The 22,848-nt window shown below is 41.0% G+C and carries 21 protein-coding genes and 1 riboswitch; of the genes, 17 read left to right on the top strand and 4 right to left on the bottom strand.

Features of this window, described 5'->3' with window-relative positions:
* Nucleotides 1–19 precede the first annotated feature (19 nt).
* Nucleotides 20–1,846, bottom strand: coding sequence for a polysaccharide biosynthesis protein (locus LCM11_RS18465; protein ID WP_224895745.1), 1,827 nt, complete (start codon nt 1,844–1,846; stop codon nt 20–22).
* A 258-nt stretch (nt 1,847–2,104) separates the two neighbouring features.
* Between LCM11_RS18465 and LCM11_RS18460 the strand changes: the two genes are divergently transcribed.
* From LCM11_RS18460 to LCM11_RS18415, 10 genes are all read left to right on the top strand, one after another.
* On the top strand, nt 2,105–2,455 hold the full coding sequence (locus tag LCM11_RS18460) for a flagellar basal body rod protein (protein ID WP_224895744.1): 351 nt from the start codon (nt 2,105–2,107) through the stop codon (nt 2,453–2,455).
* Nucleotides 2,456–2,476: 21 nt separating this feature from the next.
* Nucleotides 2,477–3,118 carry a PspA/IM30 family protein gene (locus LCM11_RS18455; RefSeq protein WP_224895743.1) on the top strand — a complete coding sequence of 214 codons (642 nt, stop codon included), beginning with the start codon at nt 2,477–2,479 and terminating at the stop codon, nt 3,116–3,118.
* 76 nt (nt 3,119–3,194) lie between these two features.
* On the top strand, nt 3,195–3,914 hold the full coding sequence (liaF, locus tag LCM11_RS18450; RefSeq protein ID WP_224895742.1) for a cell wall-active antibiotics response protein LiaF: 720 nt from the start codon (nt 3,195–3,197) through the stop codon (nt 3,912–3,914).
* On the top strand, nt 3,911–4,948 hold the full coding sequence (locus tag LCM11_RS18445) for a sensor histidine kinase (protein ID WP_224895741.1): 1,038 nt from the start codon (nt 3,911–3,913) through the stop codon (nt 4,946–4,948). The genes liaF and LCM11_RS18445 overlap by 4 nt, the downstream gene beginning before the upstream one ends.
* Nucleotides 4,948–5,580, top strand: coding sequence for a response regulator transcription factor (locus tag LCM11_RS18440; protein ID WP_224895740.1), 633 nt, complete (start codon nt 4,948–4,950; stop codon nt 5,578–5,580). Before LCM11_RS18445 ends, LCM11_RS18440 begins: the two co-directional genes overlap by 1 nt.
* A gap of 294 nt (nt 5,581–5,874) precedes the next feature.
* Nucleotides 5,875–6,576 carry a ribose 5-phosphate isomerase A gene (gene rpiA / locus LCM11_RS18435; RefSeq protein ID WP_224895739.1) on the top strand — a complete coding sequence of 234 codons (702 nt, stop codon included), beginning with the start codon at nt 5,875–5,877 and terminating at the stop codon, nt 6,574–6,576.
* An 83-nt stretch (nt 6,577–6,659) separates the two neighbouring features.
* Nucleotides 6,660–8,186 carry an RQC-minor-2 family DNA-binding protein gene (locus LCM11_RS18430; protein WP_224895738.1) on the top strand — a complete coding sequence of 509 codons (1,527 nt, stop codon included), beginning with the start codon at nt 6,660–6,662 and terminating at the stop codon, nt 8,184–8,186.
* Between the two features lie 249 nt (nt 8,187–8,435).
* Entirely contained in the window at nt 8,436–9,080 is a 645-nt protein-coding gene (locus LCM11_RS18425) for a DUF4166 domain-containing protein (protein WP_224895737.1), read from the top strand.
* 19 nt (nt 9,081–9,099) lie between these two features.
* On the top strand, nt 9,100–9,936 hold the full coding sequence (gene kynA, locus LCM11_RS18420; protein ID WP_224895736.1) for a tryptophan 2,3-dioxygenase: 837 nt from the start codon (nt 9,100–9,102) through the stop codon (nt 9,934–9,936).
* 96 nt (nt 9,937–10,032) lie between these two features.
* Nucleotides 10,033–11,379, top strand: coding sequence for a polysaccharide deacetylase family protein (locus LCM11_RS18415; protein WP_224895735.1), 1,347 nt, complete (start codon nt 10,033–10,035; stop codon nt 11,377–11,379).
* A gap of 69 nt (nt 11,380–11,448) precedes the next feature.
* On the opposite strand, the gene metX is transcribed toward LCM11_RS18415, so the two are convergent.
* Nucleotides 11,449–12,501 carry a homoserine O-acetyltransferase MetX gene (metX, locus tag LCM11_RS18410; protein ID WP_224895734.1) on the bottom strand — a complete coding sequence of 351 codons (1,053 nt, stop codon included), beginning with the start codon at nt 12,499–12,501 and terminating at the stop codon, nt 11,449–11,451.
* A gap of 19 nt (nt 12,502–12,520) precedes the next feature.
* Nucleotides 12,521–14,224: an O-acetylhomoserine aminocarboxypropyltransferase/cysteine synthase family protein gene (locus LCM11_RS18405; RefSeq protein WP_224895733.1), complete on the bottom strand. Its 1,704-nt coding sequence runs from the start codon at nt 14,222–14,224 to the stop codon at nt 12,521–12,523.
* 91 nt (nt 14,225–14,315) lie between these two features.
* Nucleotides 14,316–14,425: riboswitch (SAM riboswitch) on the bottom strand.
* Nucleotides 14,426–14,576: 151 nt separating this feature from the next.
* On the opposite strand from LCM11_RS18405, the gene LCM11_RS18400 reads away from it, so the two are divergent.
* From LCM11_RS18400 to LCM11_RS18375, 6 genes are all read left to right on the top strand, one after another.
* Nucleotides 14,577–14,774 (top strand): DUF2188 domain-containing protein, encoded by a 198-nt coding sequence (locus LCM11_RS18400; RefSeq protein WP_014645022.1) that lies wholly within the window; start codon nt 14,577–14,579, stop codon nt 14,772–14,774.
* A 915-nt stretch (nt 14,775–15,689) separates the two neighbouring features.
* Nucleotides 15,690–16,481: an ABC transporter ATP-binding protein gene (locus tag LCM11_RS18395; protein ID WP_224895732.1), complete on the top strand. Its 792-nt coding sequence runs from the start codon at nt 15,690–15,692 to the stop codon at nt 16,479–16,481.
* A 243-nt stretch (nt 16,482–16,724) separates the two neighbouring features.
* A complete protein-coding gene (locus LCM11_RS18390; protein ID WP_224895731.1) occupies nt 16,725–16,988 on the top strand; it encodes a hypothetical protein in 264 nt (87 codons plus the stop codon).
* A gap of 144 nt (nt 16,989–17,132) precedes the next feature.
* Complete coding sequence (locus tag LCM11_RS18385; RefSeq protein ID WP_224895730.1) at nt 17,133–18,050, top strand: aldo/keto reductase; 918 nt, start codon at nt 17,133–17,135, stop codon at nt 18,048–18,050.
* Nucleotides 18,051–18,217: 167 nt separating this feature from the next.
* Complete coding sequence (locus LCM11_RS18380; RefSeq protein WP_224895729.1) at nt 18,218–19,450, top strand: NAD(P)/FAD-dependent oxidoreductase; 1,233 nt, start codon at nt 18,218–18,220, stop codon at nt 19,448–19,450.
* Between the two features lie 20 nt (nt 19,451–19,470).
* Nucleotides 19,471–19,935: a hypothetical protein gene (locus LCM11_RS18375; RefSeq protein WP_224895728.1), complete on the top strand. Its 465-nt coding sequence runs from the start codon at nt 19,471–19,473 to the stop codon at nt 19,933–19,935.
* A gap of 47 nt (nt 19,936–19,982) precedes the next feature.
* Here LCM11_RS18375 and LCM11_RS18370 read toward each other — a convergent pair whose 3' ends face one another.
* Nucleotides 19,983–20,828, bottom strand: a complete 846-nt coding sequence (locus tag LCM11_RS18370) for a TetR/AcrR family transcriptional regulator (RefSeq protein WP_224895727.1) — start codon at nt 20,826–20,828, stop codon at nt 19,983–19,985.
* A gap of 837 nt (nt 20,829–21,665) precedes the next feature.
* On the opposite strand from LCM11_RS18370, the gene LCM11_RS18365 reads away from it, so the two are divergent.
* Nucleotides 21,666–22,631 (top strand): NAD(P)/FAD-dependent oxidoreductase, encoded by a 966-nt coding sequence (locus tag LCM11_RS18365; protein ID WP_224895726.1) that lies wholly within the window; start codon nt 21,666–21,668, stop codon nt 22,629–22,631.
* The last annotated feature ends 217 nt before the right edge of the window (nt 22,632–22,848 follow it).

Here is a 22,848-nt window from a genome sequence, read left to right as displayed (position 1 = left end):
TTGCTCCACCATCCGTTCCTTAGTAATTCTTCGACGGGAAAGGCTTATAGGTAGTTATAAAATTGGAGATGGTCTCTTTATACGTATGCGCGGCTACATCATTTCTTGAATGAATCATTTCGTCCAGTTTGTGGAGTGTGCCGAATAATTCTTCTTCTGAAAATGAGGCGAGCTTTGCTTCGTAAATTAATTCATGCTTCGTGGCTCCATTACCTTCCTCAGCCAATAACATCTCTTCAAAAAGCTTTTCACCCGGACGAATTCCTGTGAATTCAATTTTAATATCTTTACCAGGCTCAAGTCCGGAAAGTCGAATAAGATCAGAGGCCAAATCGACTATTTTCATTTGCTCCCCCATATCCAGAAGAAATATTTCCCCACCAGTTGCATAGGATCCTGCTTGGATAACAAGCTGGACACCTTCGGGAATGGTCATGAAATAACGGATCATTTCGGGGTGTGTCACCGTAACAGGTCCGCCGCTTGCAATCTGTTCTTTGAAGAGTAACACTACACTCCCTCTGCTTCCTAGAACGTTTCCAAATCGAACGGCTGCATACTTTGTCTGACTATGAGCGTTATACTGCTGGATAAGAGTTTCGGCAATACGCTTTGTGGCCCCCATCACACTCGTAGGGTTTACGGCTTTATCAGTAGAAATCAGTATGAAGCGTTCGGATCCATACCTGTGCGCACATTCAGCTACGACCTTGGTACCGAAGACATTGTTTTTTATAGCTTCTTCAGGCTGTTTCTCCATCAAGGGTACATGCTTATGAGCAGCAGCGTGGAAAATAACTTCGGGCATATAGTGAGAGAATACACGCTGCATACTTATTTCATCCTGAACATCTGCAATTACACTTGTTACGTTTTGGGTTGGAAACAGCCTTTTCAATTCGTTCTCAATCGTGTACACACTATTCTCCCCACGTCCAAGGAGAAGGAGATGGCGCGGATTAAACTTCATAATCTGTCTGCATAACTCAGAGCCAATAGAGCCGCCTGCCCCCGTCACTAGAATGACTTTGTCCCGCATGTAACCTGTAATAGGCTGTAAATCAAGTTTAATAGGTTCCCGGCCTAGAAGGTCTTCCACTTTAACGTCTCGAATCATCTTCATGGATAACTTTCCTTCTATAATATCCACTAGCTTCGGTACTGTCTTAACAGTTACGTTCATTTCTTTGCATTTTTTAACAATATTGGTGATGACATGACGAGGTGCAGATGGAATTGCAATAATGACGGTGTCTATTTCAAGCTTCTCTATAAAGTAGGGTAGCCGTTTGGTGGAACCTAAAACTTTTACTCCATTTATTTTCTTACTGATTTTACTCTTTTGATCGTCAAGGTATCCAACTGGATGAAGGGTAGAATCAGGAGAATACCTTAGCTCGTTAGCCACAATGGATCCGGCGCTCCCAGCTCCGATAATTAAGGTGTTTTTCCGTTTCCACCTGTACCTTTTGTAGGCAGGAACTCGATGACGAGGTGTCCTCTGAAGACCACTGAACATGTATAGCAGTACAGCGATGAGGTAAAGAGTAAATAAAGGGTGGATTAGAAATTCTGTATGAATAGAAAGTGAGAATAATAATCCAGTGTACGAGATTAGACTCGCGGTCGAAGCGTATATAAGGTTTTTAGGAAACGTGCGGAATGGAGATGAGGTGCAGGTTATAATACAAAAGACGATCATCGTAAAGAAGTATAATGATAGGTTTAATTCTCCCATGGCCATCTCCATATCTTCTCTCATTAACAGAAATACGGCGAGCATGGATGCATAGGTGAATAAAAAGGTTAAGCGAATCTTAACACTATTGGTTAATGGGTTCATCATTTTTCACCACCTTTGTCGTTTCAAATTAAGTACACGGTTTCTTATATCATATTAGCGGTGATTAAAAACGTGGCAGTATAAGGAGAAGTTGGGCAAGATGAGCTGAAATTAGCAAATTCACCTAGTTCATTTATATACATAAGGAATAAAGGGCTTATAAGCCTCTGGTCTTAGAACAGAATATATCTCAGGCTCATTACGATAGTGCTTCATTCTGGATATGATAGATACAACAAAACAACAAGGAGGGAAAATAGAATGAAAAAGTTTTTGTTGTTCTTAGCAGCACTGGTGGCTCTTGGTATTCTGCTGGCCAACCTGGGACCGATGATTCTGCTTGGTGTTAGTGTCTGGCTTCTATATGTAGTGTTTAAGAAGTTTATGAAAAGTGAGACAACAGCAGGGAAAATTGGCTGGGTCGTTCTGGGGCTGATTATTACAAGTGTGGCCGTCTCCAATGTGTACGCTGTGATTGGACTAGCAGCCGCCTATGTCCTTTACTTAGTTTACAAACATTGGAGTGACAAGGAAGACAGCGAGACAGAGGTCTTCACTTCTAATGACCCATTCACAAATTTTGAAAGGCAATGGGCCGAGTTAAAAAAGTAAAATTAAAGGAGAGATTATAAGATGGGAAATTTATTTACACGCATGAAAGATTCCATAACGGCAGATTTGCATGAGGTACTCAATCAAAAAGAACAAAAGAATCCAATGGCCATGCTTAACCACTATTTGCGCGAAAGTGAGAAGGAAACTGAAAAAGTACGCAAGCTTGTAGAACGGCAATATCGTTTAAAAGACGAATTTGCAAGGGAATATCAAAAAGCTAAGGACATGGCAGAAAAACGCAAAGACCAGGCTGAGATTGCTGGGCGAGCTCATGAAACAGAGATGTACGAATTTGCAAAGAAAGAGCAGGAAGAGTATGAAAATAGAGCGGAACGGTTAGAATCCGCACGCCAGGAGGCCATCGAGCAACTCGAATCGCTTGAACGAAAATACGAACAGATGAAACATAAATTAAAGGACATGCAGCTGAAACGCATGGAGCTTATGGGGCGGGAGAATATTGCAAGAGCCCATCATCGGATGAATCAAGTTATTGAAGATACGGCGGACAAGCCATATTCTAAATTCTCAGAAATGGACCGCTACATGGAAGACCTGGAGTACAAAGTAAACAGTTCTTATTACCGGAACACGTTTGATAGTAAAATCTCGCAGCTTGAAAAAGATATGAAGGATACAGAGGAAGTTACTGCCAAATAAGAATCGTGATATGATAAAAGACGCAGGTTGCTGCGTCTTTTTCATAATCTCGGGATAGAAAAGGGGGATGACCTTTATGTTTAAACGTTTATCCACGGATGCGATCAATACTTTATTAATCATAGGGGTGGTCCTCCTTGTTATTGAAGTGGTTTTTTTTAATGGGGGACTCGTATTTTCTGTTTTATTTTCAAGTCTTCTCATTTATATAGGCTGGAAAAAGTATGACGTTTTCTGGAGGAAAGTCATCTTTTGGATTGGTGCGGTAAGCTTAGTGTTGACCGTCTTGAGTATGATTGCGGTCAGATTCCTTATCTTAGCAGCGCTCCTATTGTTTATTCATAACTATTACAAATCCAAAAAAGAACCTGAACAACTGCAGCCGGAAATAATAGATACCGATGAAGAAATCCCTTACAATGAGCCATTACTAGCGCAGAAATTCTTTGGAGATCAATCCACTCCGCATCAATCGTATAAATGGCAGGACGTAAATATTCATGGGGGTTTTGGGGACCGCATTATAGATTTAAGTCAAACTGTATTGCCTCATGATGAAGCTGTGATATCGATACGTCACCTGGCAGGTAACATTTTTATTTATGTGCCTTATGAAGTAGAAGTAAGTATCCAGCACAGCGCGGTCATTGGTCGTGCAGCTATTTTTCAATATAAAAAAACGAAGGTACTGAACCAGTATGTATCCTTTCGCACCTCTGATTACGTAACGGCAAAACCGAGAGTGAAAATCATTACGTCCATATTCTCCGGAGATCTTGAGGTGAAGCGCATATGACGATATGGCAGCGTCAAATTCTAAGCAGCTTCCTTACATTTTTCCTATTCGGGGTTGTTTTATCAGGGTTTACCTTCGTTGCTTTCCCATTAGACACCTGGGCTGATTTATGGAACCGTCGTGTCATGGATCTACCTTATGGTTTGTTAATCATAACCATATCCACCATTTCAGGTTTGCTGGTTGGTATTGTACAGGGCTGGACGTGGAGAAGGCGTTTCCATGCTGTTGAACATCAATTAGATGAGCTTGTAAGAGGAAATCCTGTCACCAATGAAGAATCAGATATATATGAAATGAAGGAAATTGAAAATAAAATCGTACAAATCGAAGATAAGTTTGCAAAACAAGCGAAGCTAGCTCAAAGGTTATCGACAGAACGGGCTGAAGAGAGAGAAAAAAGTCTTCAGGAGGTGGTGGTTCAGGAGCGGAATCGTTTGGCTAGAGAACTGCATGATTCTGTAAGCCAGCAATTGTTTGCTGCTTCCATGATGATGTCTGCCATCAACGATGTGAATCCACCTGAGGATGGGAATGTGCGAAAACAGATGCAAATGGTAGAAAAAATGATTCATCAATCTCAGTTGGAAATGAGAGCTCTTCTGCTCCATTTGAGGCCGGCAGCATTGAACAATAAAACATTATCAGAAGGGGCAGAAGAACTTCTGAATGAGCTGACTCAAAAAGTTCCTATGGATATTGAGTGGACCGTAGAGTCACTTGAAGTAGACAAAGGCATAGAAGATCAGTTATTTCGGATTCTTCAGGAATCTGTGTCCAATACGCTTAGGCATGCGAAAGCAAATACTTTAAAAGTCATGTTGATCGAACGGGATGAGAATATCATTTTGAGAGTCACAGATGATGGAGTAGGTTTTGAAGTAGAAGAGAAAAAGGCAAGTTCCTATGGCCTGCAAACGATGCAGGAGCGTGCTTTCGAAGTGGGAGGCACTTTGAAAATCGTTAGTTTAAAAGAAGAAGGCACAAGGCTCGAGGTTAAAATTCCTTATCGTAAAGACGGAGGGGAGACGTAATGATAACGGTATTGTTTGCAGATGATCATGAAATGGTCAGAATTGGAGTGTCAGCCTATTTAACAGCCCAGGCAGATATTGAGGTTATCGCGGAAGCAGACGATGGAAGCAAGGCAGTCGAATTAGCTCTGCAACATCGCCCCGACATTATCCTTATGGATCTGGTGATGAAAGAAATGGATGGAATAGAAGCGACCAGGCTTATTGTCGAGCAATGGCCCGAGGCTAAGATCATTATTGTTACCAGTTTCTTAGATGATGAAAAAGTGTACCCGGCACTGGAAGCCGGAGCGGTCAGTTATATGCTGAAAACCTCAAAGGCTGAGGAAATTGCTAAAGCAATTCGGGCTACTCATAAAGGACAGTCGATTCTTGAACCTGAAGTGACGGGGAAAATTATGAATAAGATGAGAACTCCTCAATCCAATCACCTCTATGAGCAGTTAACGGCACGAGAAATGGAAATTCTATTGCTTATGACAGAGGGGAAGACGAATCAGGAAATTTCTGATCAGCTGTTTATAGCCTTGAAAACAGTAAAAGTTCATGTGAGCAATATTCTTGGAAAGCTTGAAGTTCATGACAGAACCCAGGCGGTTATCTATGCCTTTAAGCATGACCTTGTTAATTAAATGGGTATTCTAAAACCATAGCCTGGGACTATTCATAACAAAAGTAACAATAGTAAGAGAACGACGTAAAAAATAATCAGCTTTACGTATACTCGTATCAATTTCATAAACTTTGACAGAAAGAATGAGGTTTATTAAAAAGACGGATGTAAATTAAAAGTAAAAGATTACATGCTTTTGTAATTATTCCCCTTAGTTATGCTTTAAAAGGGTACATATTTGTTACACTTTGACCAGAGTCTAATGCTTGTTTATCCATATTTTCGGGAATACCAAGTGGAAGAGGTGATAACTGTGAAATGGAATAATCAATCTGCAATTCAAGCGAGCTGGTCTGGAGACATTTCAAATAAAGAACAAAAAGAAAATGCAGCTGGCCAAGTTAGTGAAATGGTAAAGAATGGAGATGTGATTGGGGTAGGATCCGGGTCCACCTCTTATCTGGCATTAAAAGCAATTGCTGCCAGAGTAAAGAAGGAAGGACTTGATATATCAGCAATCCCAACTTCCCATGAAGCCTCACTAAACTGTGCTACATTAGGAATTAGAACTACTAATCTTATGAACGGGCGTCCAGATTGGGGCTTTGACGGCGCGGATGAGGTTGATGCTGATAACAGGTTAATTAAAGGAAGAGGCGGCGCAATGTTTGCAGAAAAACTAGTGATGGCGAGCTCTCCAAAAACGTACATTTTAGTAGATGGAAGTAAATTCGTTTCTAGACTGGGGGAAAAATTTGCTTTGCCAATTGAGTTGGATCCAAGAGCTCTTCACCTGGTAGAGACGAAACTTAACGATATGATGAAGGCAAAACTTAATTTAAGAATGGCTAAAGGGAAAGATGGTCCTGTCATTACTGAATCGGGAAATTTGATTTTGGATATGACATTAGAGGAGAAGGTGGATAATGATCTTGAAAATCGACTCCGATCCATTCCCGGGGTTATAGAGACTGGCTTATTTATTGGGTATCCCGTGGAAATATTAACAGTTTGAGCCCATTTTACTAATAATTGTTGGTACTCTGTAATACTTTTTCTATAATAGTAGTAAATCCTTCATTCAAAAGGGGAATCATTATGGGACTGCCAGAGACGATTATTTATCAGGATGAACGATATCCATCCGTTGTGCTTGCACCGATTGGAAAGAAAAACAAGTTTATTCGATCGGTCGGTCATAAATTTGAACGGGGGTTATTATCAAGATTGAATGATACGATTCTCGATCAAATGAAGCACATGAATATAGATGCTGCCCCGATTCGTCGTTATTTGGGTATTTCAGGTGAAGCGGTTCTGCCTGTATCACTGCAAAAAGACGAAACGGTATATCCTCACTTATTGCGCCCAGAGCTTTTCTTATGGAGCCCATTGTCTGAAGAACATGGACTACCTTTAAAAGATTCCTACATTTACAAAACGAATTTCACCCAATTGTCTTCTGAAAAGTTGAATGATCATGTTGCAGAAGTGCTGGAAGATTACAGGTTCTTAGCAGATATAAGCGAATATTCACGCGATTACTGGCTCACTAAAATCACAATAGCTTTTCACAGCCATCCGATTGTTAAGCTTATCCATGAAAAGAGAGAAGTTATGGACGCTGTTGAAGTCATGAATCAATCTGCACTTCTATCCGTAATCAAATACCCTGAAGATATTGCTTATTGGCGTCATCGAGTAGGGATTGTAATGCGTCCTTTCCGATCACTTCCAGAGAAATGGCTGCAGAATCCAGACAGCAGCTGTCCACACGAAAAACAGCTGCAATTCGATTCAGCTAACCGTACTATCTGCTGTTATTGTGAAACATGTGATTGCTGTCTTTATTATCAGGTAGATGAGGATCGGGTTTATTTTGAAGAGGAATTTGATGAAGAACGTGCGCGGAAACGTATGGTTACTATTGAAGAGCAATTCAACAGTATAGCTAAGCAGAATGAAACGCTGCTTGAACAGCTTCTCCAATTAAGAGCCTTAAAAAAGCAATTGGGGGCTGCTCGTAAGAAACTTGAAGAAAGTATGCAGCTGGTGCATCAGATCGAACTTTATCAACCGGAAGAAGCGAATCTTTCCGCCTATCCACTCCTATATATGTACGATAAACTCAGTAGAACAAATGTTCCGGAACGCACATCTTCTTCAGAACTGTGCTGGCTCTCAAGAGTCGAACTTGATGATGTACGGATGCTGAAAGAACTGCCAGACTGGCTGCAGCTGGTACCTGAGAATGTATACCCTATGACCAGTCATGTACTGGAAGAGCTTAAAGGGAAATTGGAAGAGGTTCGTTATGGAGAAGACGATGTCATTATTACAATCAAAGGAAGACCGGTAACCTATGCTTATACTCAGCAAATTCTGGATTTAATCTATTACTATGGTACGGACTATCCCGCTCATATCCTGGTGCACGTGCTGGCCGGAAAGGCTACAAATAAACTCAGAACGCTGAACTTACATGAAACAAGATGGTTTGGTTTACTTTCCGAGTGGCCGGAAAAGCATATTCAGAAATTGTTTAATCAACTTCAAAAGCAAGGCTGGATTATGAAGCAGCGTAAAGGATATTCAGTCAGTGATTTTGCTGAAGAGGTTATGTGAAAAGCGTTTCTAGCCGATAGTAATATAGAAAAGCTATTTAGTGAGATTGAATTCGTGATAAAGACCTGCCTTGGCAGGTCTTATTTGCATCCATCGTGTATCCGCTTCCTTGTGCTATAATGCTAGTATAGCCCGACAAAAGACCGTAGCCATGAGGGCTTCTCTAAATAAAATTGTATTCAATAATGATGGAAAGTATGTTAATAACACACCAAGGTATACATATATGTTTGAAGGAGGTCTTAAACAATGAAATCCATTTACCAAAAGGCTCTAGGAGAGCAGTTTTATCAATTACACCCTGCGATGCAGAAAAAATACGGCATCACCAGTGAAGATAATTTAATGATGCTGGGACAGGGAAGAATGACAGAAATTCGAGGGGCTCATCCTCTCCTCCGTCCTTTTTTTCTTTTAGGAAACTTCGATCACCTGGTATTTGCTGAAAGAGGGAAGCAGGTTCCTTTTACACTTGAAAACTATGCCTATCGAGATGATCAAGGCAGAGAAACTATGAGTTGGATACGGCGTTTTTTCTTTCCTTATTCCATCCGGGGATTTGATGCAGCGATGCGCTATGATGAAGAAAAGCAGAAAATTATAGACGACTTAGGGAAATCTGCCCTTCTTCAAACGGAGCTTGATCTTCATGTAACGGCAGAAGGGGGATTATATATGGAATCCGTACAAACCTCCTATCAGAATAAGTTTCAGGTGACAGGACCTACCACCTCTGTATACGAACATTATGATGAAGATCAGGAGGCTTACCGGGTACATGTCCATGTTGAATACGGCATGTTGGGAACGCTGTTAATGTATGAGGGTATGGTCCATACTGAATTTCTGCCGATGACTTATAAGAACATTCCGGAGCGTGGAATTCTGGATTAAATGGAAAGGAGCTAGGACTGTGAGTGAACAGGACTCTAAAGAGAATGAAAAGGTGCATACGGATTTTAAAGAACGCATGACCTATGGAGAATACCTGCATTTAGATGATTTGCTGTCTGCTCAAAAGCGATTGTCGTCTCATCATGACGAAATGCTGTTCATTATCATTCATCAAGTCAGTGAATTATGGATGAAGCTAATCCTGCATGAACTGACAGAATCGATCCATGCCATTCAGAAAGGTGAATTGGCTTCTGCGTTTAAGATGCTTGCCAGGGTTTCTAATATTCAAGTACAGATTATTCATGCCTGGGATGTGCTTTCCACTCTGACTCCTGCAGAATATATAGAATTTAGAGACAAGCTGGGACAGGCTTCTGGGTTTCAGTCTTATCAATATAGAATGGTTGAATTTGCCTTAGGCTATAAAACCCCTCATGTGTTGAAAATTTATCAGAAATCGCCTGAGCTCCACGAAGAACTTACACAAGCTTACGAATCTCCAGGAATTTATGATGCCGCTATACAAAAATTAGCAGAAGCTGGTTTGGATATTAGTTCAGATGTACTTCATCGCGATTATACAAAGTTATACGAAAAAGATCCTACTGTAGAAAAAGCGTGGATGAAAGTATATAAAGATGTCAATCAATACTGGGATTTATATCAGTTAGCTGAGAAGCTGGTTGATATTGAGGATCGCCTACAGCAATGGCGTTTTCGTCATATGAAAACGGTGGAGAGAATAATTGGCCACAAAACGGGTACAGGGGGCTCTTCAGGAGTCGGGTATTTGAAAAAAGTGCTTGACCACAGATTCTTTCCTGAATTATGGGACGTTCGTACAAGCCTATAGCTGACGGATTAATCTGAAAATAACAAATACATTAATGAAACATTACATTTGTGTTACAATAGGTGGTGCCAAAAAACTAGCAAAGAGGTACGACTAATGAAACCTATGATTATATACACGGCTCTTTTTAGCTTACTATTAATGGCAGGCTGTTCTTTCATTGCGAATGCTAATGAGGATTCCAAAGCCATTCAGGCAGAGCCCATCTATGATGTAAATATCCAAACGGAAATTGTAGAATTTGAAGAATACCATATCACAGTCCATTACCCAGACACTCCGAATAACCAAATTAACCAAACCATAATAGATTACGTGAATCAGAAAAAGGCAGCTTTTAAAAAAGAGAGCTATAAAGCTTTACAGGAAAATGAAGTTAAATCTTCCCATGAATTGCACATCGATTATGAAGTAGTGCACCAGGATCATCGTTTCTTCGTCGTGCAGTTTGAAGAAACCATGGATGTAGTACCAGGGGAGCCGGTCATAAAAAAAACCACTATGAATTTCGATAAAAAGAACGGAAAACGCATCGAATTGAAAGACTTGTTTAAGGAAGATCTTCCTTATAAAGATCGACTTGTGGAATTTACGGCTGGCACTTTGCAGGAAGATGGAAACTATTCTGAAAATACGAAAAGCGCATTAAAGACGATTTTTAACAACAATCTTCAAATTGCTCTGACCGGAGAAGGAATTGCTGTTTATATCAATGGTGTAGCTGATTTTCCTCAAAAGATTGTTCTTGGAAAGAAAGCTGTACATGAATTGATGCGTCCTGAATATGCAAATGCATTAGAACTAACTGGAAACGTTGAAAAGGAAGACCTAACATTGAAAGAAGAAGACCCGACCTTCTCTGCTGAAGATTATCGTTCAAAAGATGGACGTTCGGCGGAGAAAGAGGTTGCTCTAACGTTTGACGATGGTCCTCATCCTGAAGTAACAGCTAACATCCTTGATACGTTAAGTGAGTACGAAGCTCGTGCTACTTTCTTTATGATAGGAAAACGGATTAGCTACTACCCTGAAGTTGCCAAGCAAGTAGCTGAAGCAGGGCACGAAATTGGAAATCATACATGGGATCACCCTCGCTTATCCCGTTTACCTCAAAAAGAAGTAATGCAGCAAATTGATTCAACACAGCAGATTATTAAACAGGTGACTGGGCAAAAACCTAAGATTATCCGCCTTCCATTTGGAGACCGTCCGCCTGTTACGTATAAAAAAGAGATCAGCACAGTGCCTTGGACTGTAGAAGTGAAAAGATGGCAAAAACTGAAGCCTTCTGAAGTAGCAGAGAATGTCTTATCCCAAGTGGAAGATGGTTCTATTATCTTACTCCATGACCTTAAACCTTCTATGGATGAAGCTGTAGAATTAATTGTGAAGTCGTTAAAGCAGGAAGGTTATACATTTGTAACGGTTAGTGAATTAAATTAAGCAAAAATAAAGCAGCCTGGGCGTATCCTATCGCCAGGCTGCTTTATTTCGTGTATTAAAATGGCAATACTAGTTGATTTTATTTCCAATCCAGGATGCCCAGCCATTAAATTCAACTAAAAACCCATCATGTCCAAAGTCGGTTTCAGAGTGAAAGTGTTCGCTGCCGGGGACGTGGTCGCTGAAACTCTTGATAAAATCAAATGGGTAAAGAAGATCATGTTCGAAACTTAGTGTGTACACTTCCGCTTCGTAATGCTTCGACGCCTGCTTCCAGCCGCCTCGCCCTCGTCCGATATCATGGTGATTCATGGCTTCCAGTAAATATAAATAACTGTTAGCATCAAAGCGATCTTTAATTTTATCGCCCTGATAGTCTAGATACGATTGAATATCGTAGGATGCATCTTCTTTTTGATTTCGATCAAACCGTTTTTGAAAAAGGGTTTGACTCCGGTAAGTGATCATCCCTGCCATTCTTGCAATTTCGAATCCTTTGAGGTGTTGGTTCGAAGGGTAGTTTCCATGGTTAAATAAGGGGTCATCCTTAATGGCACGTGCACCGATGTGATTAAACGCAATTCCATAGTCACTTAAATAAGGAGTCGCAGCAAGAATAAAAAGTTGTTTCATAAAAGTCGGGTAGAGCAGTCCCCATTCATAAGCTTGCATGCCCCCGAGGGACCCTCCAGCAACAGCATGGAGGCGATTGATCCCGAGCTCATGTAAAGCCTTCCGCTGTGAATGGACGATATCACGAACGGTTACAGGTGGAAAGCTTAAGCGGTATGGTTCACCAGTTTCCGGGTCTAAACTGGCTGGACCAGTAGACCCATGGCATCCACCTAATACATTAAAGGTTATAACCTGAAACTGAGAGGTATCAATGGGGAGTCCTCTGCCAATCAATCCGGCCCACCAGCCAGGCTGTTCCTCAGAACCGACCGCATACTGGTTTCCTGTTAGCGCATGGCAGATTAAAATAGTTGGAGCACCAGGTGGTCCGAATCGTTCGTAGGCCAGTTCCACATTTGGCAATTGATCGCCAGATTCAAATGTAAAAGAACCAATTGAGATTGTTTTATTCTGAGACTGATAGCTGGTGGGGTTTTTTACAGACATGTCATGCCTCCTTTCCAGTTTAGACAGAGAGTGGTGTTTCCGTGTAAGACTGCCCGGAACGCAACGCTATAATAGATTCATAAAGACTGAGTCCTTTAACCAGGTTATCCTGATTTTCTGATACTGATTCTCTTGACCATAACAAGCCAGGTTTAATCTCTTGAGCAGATTGGATCGAATCTTGATCGAGCTCTTTTGTATAAATAACATCCACTACAGGCAGGGAGGAACCTTTAAGGTCTTCAATGCTTTCCGTTTCCACAACCTGAAAACCTAAACGAGATAGCTTCTTCGCTTCGCTTGAAAGTTCACTGTTTGCAGCAGCTCCCGTAATAGCGATAACTCTCTGTCGCAGTTCATTATTCGAACGGTCCAACGATGACGTCAGTGTCTCCTCTACAAGGGTTTTAGCGTTAAGATAAGGTTTTGAGAATCCGGTGGCTTCTTTAAGGCCGACGTCAAGCTCAGCTATTAGATCTTCTATTGATTCAAGCCCTACAGAAAGGCGTACCAATTCTTCCGTTACCCCGGATTTTTCTAGATTCTCATCACTTAACTGCTGGTGCGTGGTAGAGGCAGGGTGAATAATTAGTGATTTCGCATCCCCAACATTCGCTACGTGAGACCAGAGATTCGCTTGATCAATCAGTTTTTTGCCTGCCTCACGTCCACCTTTAATGCCGAATACGACGATTGATCCGTATCCATAACTGAAATATTTTTTAGTAAGCGGGTGGGTCGGGTGATCAGAGAGTCCGGGGAAATTCACCCATTCAACGCCTTCATGAGACTGAAGGTATTCAGCAACTTCTAGAGCCTGATCAGAGTGTTTAGTAATTCTTAAATGAAGGGTCTCAAGACCTTGAAGCAGTAAGAATGCGTTGTGAGGACTTAAGCAGGCACCCGTGTCACGGAGCAGCTGCACTCTCAACTTAACCGCGTATCCGGCCGGACCTACATCGATACCAAAGCGGACACCGTGGTAACTTTCATCAGGTTCCGTGAATCCCGGGAATTTTTCATGATTCCAGTTGAAGCGCCCACTGTCTACGACGAGCCCTCCAATTGTCGTTCCGTGACCGCCAATCCACTTTGTAGCCGAGTGAATGACAATATCCGCCCCCCAGCTGATCGGTTTGCAAATATAAGGAGTAGCAAACGTATTATCAATGATAAGAGGAATATGATGTTCATGAGCTACATCAGCAACCGCTTCAATATCCAGCACATTTAAGCTCGGGTTACCGATCGTTTCAGCAAAAATAGCTTTCGTTTTAGGGGTAATCGCTTTTTGGAAATCTTCTGGGCTGGTTCCTTCAATAAAATGAACAGTAATTCCATATTTAGGAAGAGTGTGTACGAACAAGTTATAAGTTCCCCCATATAAGTGGGAAGAGGCTACAATCTCATCTCCTGCGCTTGCAATATTCAAAATGGCCATCGTTATAGCAGACATGCCTGAAGCGGTAGCTACAGCCGCAGCACCATCTTCAAGTAAAGCAATGCGCTGTTCTAGTACATCGACGGTTGGGTTCATAATACGTGTGTAAATGTTGCCGGGCTCTGCTAATGAGAATAAGTTTTGAGCGTGATCGGTATCATTAAAAACGTAAGAAGTGGTCTGGTAAATCGGAACAGCACGTGAACCGGTAGCGGGATCCGGCTGCTGCCCTCCATGAAGCAATAAAGTTTCGGGTCCAAGTTTGTGAAAAGGTAATGTCATTAATAATCCTCCCTAAATTTATCATTCATTAATTCTAAAATTAAAAAGCCCCCTTCTTAAGTAAGAAGAGGGCGTAAGCAATCAGTTCCTCCACTTATCTTCCAGATCCATAGATCTGTAGGAATTAGCACCTTTTCAAGTATCTCCTTGAAGGTTGCCGGGCGTCACAGGGCCTAGTCCCTCTGCCACTCTCGATAAGAGTTTTTTTAATATTCAACTATTCATTAACTTGTATGGAATTATAAAGTGTTTTATGCTTAATTGTCAAACTATTTGTGCAAAATCTAAATACGTTTGAAAGGACAGTGGGGTGGGAATGGTTTAGCAAGTACAGCAAAAGGAGTGAATAGACATGAAGGAATACACAGTTGCACCTAATAAAGACGTAACAGGCTGGTTGATCAAAATAGAAGATGTTGCCCCTACGGATTTGTATGATGAGCGTGATACGGCAGTAGCAAAAGCTGAAGAAATGGCTCAGGATAACAAACCAAGCAGACTCTATATTTTAGATCAGAACCACGAAGTGGAAGAAGAAAGAAGTTATTAATTAAGAAGACTCCCAAAAACGGGGGTCTTTTTTTATAAGTCGCACCATTAATTCCCGTACAATATTATTAAAGATAAGGCCCCGTTAGCGAAAGACTCAGTTCCGAGATAAATTGGGTCCTTTACGTTAAATGGAGAAGGGCTGGTTGGGAAATAACTCGCTTTCCTGTGGGGGAACTGGTGAGCCTCCTCAGTCGTTTCACTCCTTGTGGGGTCTCGCCTAGCTCCTTCTCCCACGGGAGTCTCGCCATTTCCCCACCAACCCCACTTTAATACTGCGAACGGACCCTTCTATAAGAGAATGATGCTCCTGCTTAATCTGGATTAAATGCTTTTATGCCAGACTTTGTGGGTTTTTACATCCTGAAAATAGGTAGAATCCTAATGGTCTAATGCTTCAACACGGAGGTAATGTATAAAGTGGTTTCGAACTTCTGACTGGGCAAGGTCCGGAGGGGGATAATGAAGACTCCTGCGGGATCAACATGATCGGTGAGACCCCGGAAAGCTTTAGCTTGAGGAGGCTCAGCACATGCCCGCGGAAAGCGAATTATCCCCCGCAGGACCTTTCCTCTCATAAAATATCTCGAAGTCGAGTCTTACAGTAACCGGCCCTTTAGCTTAATAACCTTTTTACTATAAAATCGTTAACTAAATTTATTAGCTCGGTGAAGGCAGAGTTCGGAAGGAAGTATTTCCTGCGATGCGGGGGTATGGGAGCGACTTGTTAATTTTAAAGAATTTTGAAATAATTATGATGACTTATTTCCCATTGGGAAAATCGTCTCTCTATGAAAAGGTCAGGAAGAGGAAGGAGTGACGATTTTGTTAGAAAGAGAAAAATGTAATTCCTGCCAGGGTATTACATGTACATAAATTCATATAAATAATAGTTGGATAGAAGGGAGTCACATCTATGGTGCTGGAGATGGAAAACGTATCTTTGAGAAGAGGAGACAGATGGATTCTAAAAAATATAAATTGGCATATTGAAGAAGGCCAGCACTGGGTCCTGTTGGGGCTGAATGGTTCTGGAAAAACGTTTATCCTTAATTTATTAAACGCATATACCTTTGCCACCAAGGGAGAGGTTAATGTATTGGGTATGCAATTTGGGAAGACTTATCTTGCAGAACGACTGCGTAAACAGATTGGGTTTGTATCTTCAGCCATTCAGCAGAAGATACACCAGGAAGATAATGCTTTTGAAGTGGTGCTGAGCGGAGCGTTTGCTTCTATAGGACTTTATGAAACCCCTACGGACGCGATGAGACAGAAAGCTATTTCACTGCTTGAAGACCTAGGATGTATTGACTATGCTAATCGAAATTATGAAACTCTTTCAAGTGGTGAAAAACAACGGGTTTTAATTGCTCGAGCATTAATGGCGGATCCTTCTATCCTAATTCTCGATGAACCTACTAATGGCCTGGATTTTATTGCACGAGAAAAGTTACTAGAATCCATTGAAGAGATTACAAAGAAACCGGATGCTCCTACTCTGATTTATGTGACTCATCATGTAGAAGAAATTCTTCCAGTTTTCCACAAAACTTTACTGCTTAAAGAAGGAGAAGTCTTCAACGCAGGGGACACAACTAGTATGATTACCAGTCAGCAGCTTTCATCCTTTTTTGGATTAGAGGTAGAAGTGAACTGGCAGAATGATCGTCCGTTTCTTTCTAAAGCACGAGGAACTTCTGGATGACCAGCATGCATATCCTGTATAAGCACTATTGAAAAGATTTATGCCCGGTGTCCTCATGAATAAACATAGCTGTTCGCTGCTATCCAGTTTGCCCGACTTTCTTATTTGTGTTAAATATAATAATGGAATGCGTGGTATATCAAAATTTTATTCTTGAATAGCAGTTGAAAATATCCGTAAGCTCTTATATGATAATGATTATATACAGTTTCAGAGCTTTGATTTCCGTAGAGGAGTGATCAAATGTTAAAGGAATCGGACTTTCCCACAGATGAATTGAAAGAACAGTGGATAAAGGTGCGAAACAGAAAACTGGAAGAAATGGCTCAATATATCCAGCGCTACTTTCATCTTACTAAAGTCAGAGAGAATAAAAGCAGTTATGAAGTGCAAGGCTACTTCTTTCAGCCTGGCTTTGGCGAGGTAAGAATGGCGTTTGAATTCAGCTATGAAAATGTGGCTAAATTTACAGACTTATTTGATGAACCTATTGAAGAAAAAAGTTAAACAATGATGAAGATAAAACCCCGCTCTAATTTTTTAGAGCGGGGTTTTTATCTGGAGTTATGGGTTTTTAATTAAACGTTTTCAATTACTTTATTTTCAATATAATGTTAGGATAGAACCATTCAATGAGGAAGAGGTGGGAGTTTGAAAAAGCTTAAGCTTGGTAACAGCGAATTAGAAGTTGGGGAAATTTCTTTAGGCTGTATGAGAATTAATAAACTTGAAAAGAAAGATGCCCGATATGTGATTGAAAATGCGATGGATACAGGGGTCGATCTATTCGACCACGCAGATATTTACGGAGCAGGCGAGTCCGAGTCTGTTTTTGCAGAGGCAATCGACATGAATGATGATGTTCGTGAAAAAATGAAGCTGCAGACAAAATGCGGCATTCGTGATGGGTATTTTGATTTTTCCAAAGATCACATTCTTAAATCTGTTGAAGGAAGTCTGAAACGACTGAAAACAGATTATATAGACAGTTTATTACTGCATCGCCCGGACACTTTGTTTGAGCCAGAAGAAGTGGCTGAAGCCTTCAACGTGTTACAAGAAAGTGGAAAAGTACGCTATTTCGGTGTGAGTAATCAAAACCCGATGCAGATCGAACTATTGAAAAAGCATTTGAAGGAAGATTTAATTGTGAATCAGATGCAGTTAAGTGTGGTACATACACCCATGATTGATGCTGGATTCAACGTGAATATGCAAAATGATCCAGCTGTTATGCGTGATGGAAGTATTATAGAGTACTGTCGTTTACATGATATATCCATTCAGGCCTGGTCGCCGTTTCAACATGGGATGATTGAAGGGCCATTCGTTGGGAATAAGGAATTCCCGCAAGTCAATGCGAAGCTAAAAGAACTGGCCGAAAAGTATGGAGTCACAGATTCAGCCATTGCTATTGCCTGGATTCTTCGCCATCCGGCTAATATTCAGCCTGTAGTAGGCACGATGAACGCAGAGCGTATGAGAGACATAGCAAAGGCCTCTGATATAGAGCTAACCAGACCAGAATGGTATGAACTCTATACTGCAGCAGGGAATGAGCTGCCCTAACTAGGATGTGTAAAGATTAATGAAACAAGCACTGTCTTCTTTCATTTTTCCCTCTCACCCTCTACTATTACTAGAGAACAGGATCTTCTTAAAAAGCTGAAACTAGAGTTTTTGAGTGAGTATCCGTTACGATGAAATAAATGACTAATTAAAGGTAAGTTGAAATAATGAACGATCGATATGATGTTATCATTGTAGGAGCAAGAGTGGCCGGTTCAAGCTTGGCCATCCAACTAGGTAAGCTTGGGAAGACCGTGTTACTCCTGGATAAAAACTCCTTTCCCAGCGATACGCTTTCCACCCATCATATGTCGCATGTAGATTATTTAAAGAAGCTCGGTGTACTGGATAGGGTGGAATCGAAAGGTTTACGGCAAATTAATCGAATGCGTACATACATTGGGCAAAGTTTTGTCGAAGGACCCAGATCCTCTTACACCATTATTCCTAAACGCGATCATTTAGATCACATTCTTTTAGAAGAAGCGGAAAGATACGAGGGTGTTTCCTTTCAACCCTCCACCACTGTTCGCAGTCTTCTATGGGAAGGTGATAAGGTGGTCGGAGTCTCTGTGGATCATAAACAGGGCAGTTCTTCTTATTATGGTGATTTAATTGTAGGTGCGGATGGTAAGTACTCCAATATCGCAAAATGGACAGCGGCAGAGAAGTATCATAATCAAGGAGCGCTGAGGCCAGTTCTTTATGGGTATTATGAAGGGGTAGAACCACTTACCGAACCTGTCACAGAGATATTTCTACATGAAGGAAGAATTGGTTTTCTGTTTCCAATGGAGCAAGGAAGAGATTGTCTGGGTCTGGAAGTGCATCCAGATGAATTTAAAACTATGATGAAGGATCCACAAGCACACTTTGAATCTATGTATAAACAGCTTTATGGAATGGAGAGCCGCTTGGCGGGCGCTTCTTTACAAGGGAAGGTTATAGGCACCTCCGGGATGCCGAATTTCTTTAGACAGGCCTACGGTAAGGGATGGGCGCTCCTGGGCGATGCAGGCCACAGTAAAGATCCTAGTACTGGGCTTGGCATTAATGATGCATTTATGCAGGCTTTTCTTTTAGCGGAGTCTATTGAGCTTTATGAAGAAGGGGAAAGCTGGGAAGAAGTCATGAGAATCTTTCAGGAAAAGAGAGATGCCCAGTTGCTTCCTGGGTTCCAGTTAACTCTGAATTATATTCAGAGTTTACGAAGTTGGACAAGTAATGAAATGGCTTTGTTTCAAGCTATGGCCGCAAATCCAATGGTATGGAATAAGCTGGTTCCTAAAATCGCTGATCATTTAAAAGAAGACTCTAAGGATATTCCACTCTTACATCAATCGGTTGAACTCGAAGCTAGACAATTTGGATTTGAGAAGGAAGTAAGAGAGGATAATTAATAATATGAGGTGATGCAGCAGTGAGCTGGACAAAAAATAAGGCTTATGAGAAGTTGCAGGAGATATACACGGATAAAGTTATGCAGGATGAGAAGCGACGTATTTTTCAGCAGGTTTATAACCATCTTCATGAACACTTGGATGATCTTGCTGTTAAGTCGGGTTTAAAAGAAGAATCTTTAAAGCAGTTGAAATTTTTTAAGGAATATACATTTATGCCTGGCGACAACTTGTTTCAGTCTATGCGCTATGTTTTTCTGTTGGCTCGTGGGGAAAGAGAAAGGGATCCTCAAGAAACCAGTCAACATCTGTCGCGAATTTACCGAGCCCTATTTCAACCGGCAGGACTTAAAAACCCTTATATACCGGAATCCTTTTGGAAAACTCCGCTCGGTGTAGCTTGCTCCGTTGCTGAAGATGGTGTAGAGTCTGTTTATCCTGTGCTGGATGAAGTGATAGAAGCTGAAGCATTTGAAAGTCATTAAGTAAAGACGCCTTCTATACGGAAGGCGTCTTCTTGTATGGGAAGAAACTATAGTTGAAAAAACGTTCTGATTTGTCCAGCAATGCCCTGGTAGGACTGCAGTCCTTCTAAATTAGCTAACATTCCTTTTAGAATAGCCGGACGTGGCTCCATTTTTTGTATTTCATCCAGTAGAACAGAAATGGTTACTTCAATGTCTCCATCTGATGACTCTCTGAGCTGAACCAGGGTTTCGATAATTGCATCTAGTTCATGATGAAAGAATTCTTTAGGAATAAGACTGCTCATAAGTTCTTCAGTAATGACAGGCTGGTCCCCGCTGTGTTTAAAGCCATCTACAATAAAATCCATGCGCCTGAGCATGGCATGAGATAACTCTTCTACATCCATTTGGACGTTCTCTATAATAATCAAATCTAAAAATGCCTTAAAAATACCTTGAAGCAGAAGGCTCACTTCCCAGATAGCTGAATCGATTTCCTTACCGTAAATGGAAAGCAGATGCCTTTTGTAAAACAAGTATGAATTGAACCGCATTTGAGTGAGGAAAGCTTCTATATTGTCATTAAACGGGATGGCCTGCTCTCTAATCTGCATAATAATAAACTCTCTATGTTGGGCGATTTCCTGAAATGTGACGGTCATTTGTTTCATAAACTTAGCTCTTGGTTCCAAATCAAGGGACTGGATAGCATCCGTCTTTTTCTGTATATTTTGAAAGTAATAATTAAATATTTCCAGTAAGAGTGCATCTTTTGATTTGAAGTGTAAATAAAAAGCACCTTTTGAAATACCGCATTCATTAGCAATTTCCTGAACGGAAGTGGAGCTAAAACCTTTTTTTGCAAATAACTTTATTGAATGTTCAATGATGTGAATTGATTTTTGATCCATTTTCACTGCTCCTTGGCTGTTTGTGGGGTAACTGTATAGGATTTGAGTAGTTTCGTCTGTAAATTATGACCGGCTCCTTTAGGCTGTTGAGACGAGGCCAATGAAACATGCGTTTAATGCTTCGATAAAAAAGGATTTTTCGTAAGAACAGTGACCAATCGCCTGCGATAGATCGTCAATATTAAGGTTTGAACATGAACGTACAAACCTGTTAGTTAATAACTTAATAATAACTATAAATATAGGCTCGTCAGATGATAGGATTGAAGGAACAGCCGGTCAGGTATTAGATGCGCCTGCATAGTCTTCTATATTCCGACTTTATTTTAACGTATTTCCTCTTGAAAGTCTCCGTGTCATAAAATAGAGTTGTCAGGAATGGAAGGTTCCAGCCGCTTAAAGAAGTGCGTTTAGAATTGGATGAAAAAGTGGTGGCTGAACAAAGTTTTAAAGTCGATGGAGATATAGGTTCATCTTTTTTTCTGACTTACATTTATTCAATGAAATGCAGGAATTTATGGTGGTAGAAAGAAATGATACTACTATAGAAGAGCTGAAGCAGCTGGGATTTATTAAGGTTGCAGCTATAAAGATTCATTAGCTGTTTGATGGCATTAGAATGTAGGTGAAATCTAGTATTCAGTTTTTGAACGAACTCGGAGGTTTCTAATTAGAATTTTAGTCGGATACCGTTAATTATACCTGCAGTTTTTTTACAGGTTGGCGGGGTCAGTAAATGTAAAAAGGTTAAAGTAGCTTAAACATTTTCTGTTAGAATAAGAACATCACCAAATATATTTTCGGAAAATTAATTATAATAGACATTGAGGTGGAAGAATGAATAATTATGAGATTACAATTGTGGGCGCGGGTTTCTCAGGGATCACAGCTGCCAATCGATTTTTAAAGCAAGGAAGAAAAGATCTCCTGTTAGTCGATAAAAGCAAGAGTGTCGGAGGACGACTGGCAACAAGGCGAGTTGCAGGTGGTAAAGCGGACCACGGGGCACAGTTTTTCACCGTAAGAACGAAGGAGTTTGAAGAAGAGGTTGAAGGATGGCTTGATCAAGGGTGGATTAAGCGATGGTTTGGTGATGAGTACCCTCGTTATACAGCCGTAGACGGTATGAACAGCCTGGCTAAACACCTGGCTAAAGGTATTCCGACGTCACTACATACCACGGTGACCCGAATTGTCCAGAATACAAGTGGGTTTCGCTTATACGATGAGAATGGGAATGAGTGGCAGTCAGAAAAGGTATTGCTGACTATGCCTGTCCCTCAAATAATAGAGCTGTTAAAAGACAGTGAAGTACGTGTGGATTCATCTGTATATAACCAGTTGAAGAGAGTTGTGTTTGAGCCAACTTATGTAGGGATTTACAAGTTCAATCATCCTACTAACCTTCCTGAAGACGGTCATGTGGATACTGATCTTCCAGAGGGAATGGAACGAATGGTGGACCACGAGAAGAAAGGGATTTCAAAGGAAACCACAGTCAGTATCTATATGAAATCAGACTGGTCCAGGAAATACTACGGGGAAGATTATGTGCTTTCTTTAATTAAAGAAAAAGCGGCTTCTTACTTCGATTGGAAAGATCTTGAGTCTGAACAGTTGAAACGCTGGCGTTATGCTCAGGCGAAAAATGTTGTGCAATCTTCTTATCTAGATCTATCGGGTGAAGGAACGCTTGTAGCTGCGGGAGATGCATTCCTTAGAGAGAATGATGAAGCCAAGCGTACTCGCCTGGAGAGTGCTTACTTATCTGGAAAAGATGCAGCTGCTTATTTCAGCTGGTAAACCATATTAGTAATTATAAAAAAGACGGCACCTGCAAATTCGAGGTACCGTCTTTTTTATAATTGGCTCCGTTAAACTTCCACGTTGATATTTAAGTAAAGCTCCCGTTTGTTGAAGACTTGATTTCGAGATAAATCGGGTCCGTTACTTAATATAGAGAAGGGATGGCTGCGGAAACAGCTCGCTTTCCTGCGGGGGAACTGGCAAGTCTCCTCGC

The sequence above is a fragment of the Halobacillus halophilus genome (assembly GCF_020171985.1).
GTDB classification, from domain to species: domain Bacteria; phylum Bacillota; class Bacilli; order Bacillales; family Halobacillaceae; genus Halobacillus; species Halobacillus halophilus_A.
The sequence above is the reverse complement of the archived record's forward strand: the minus strand, read 5'-3'. Positions and strand labels throughout refer to the sequence as shown.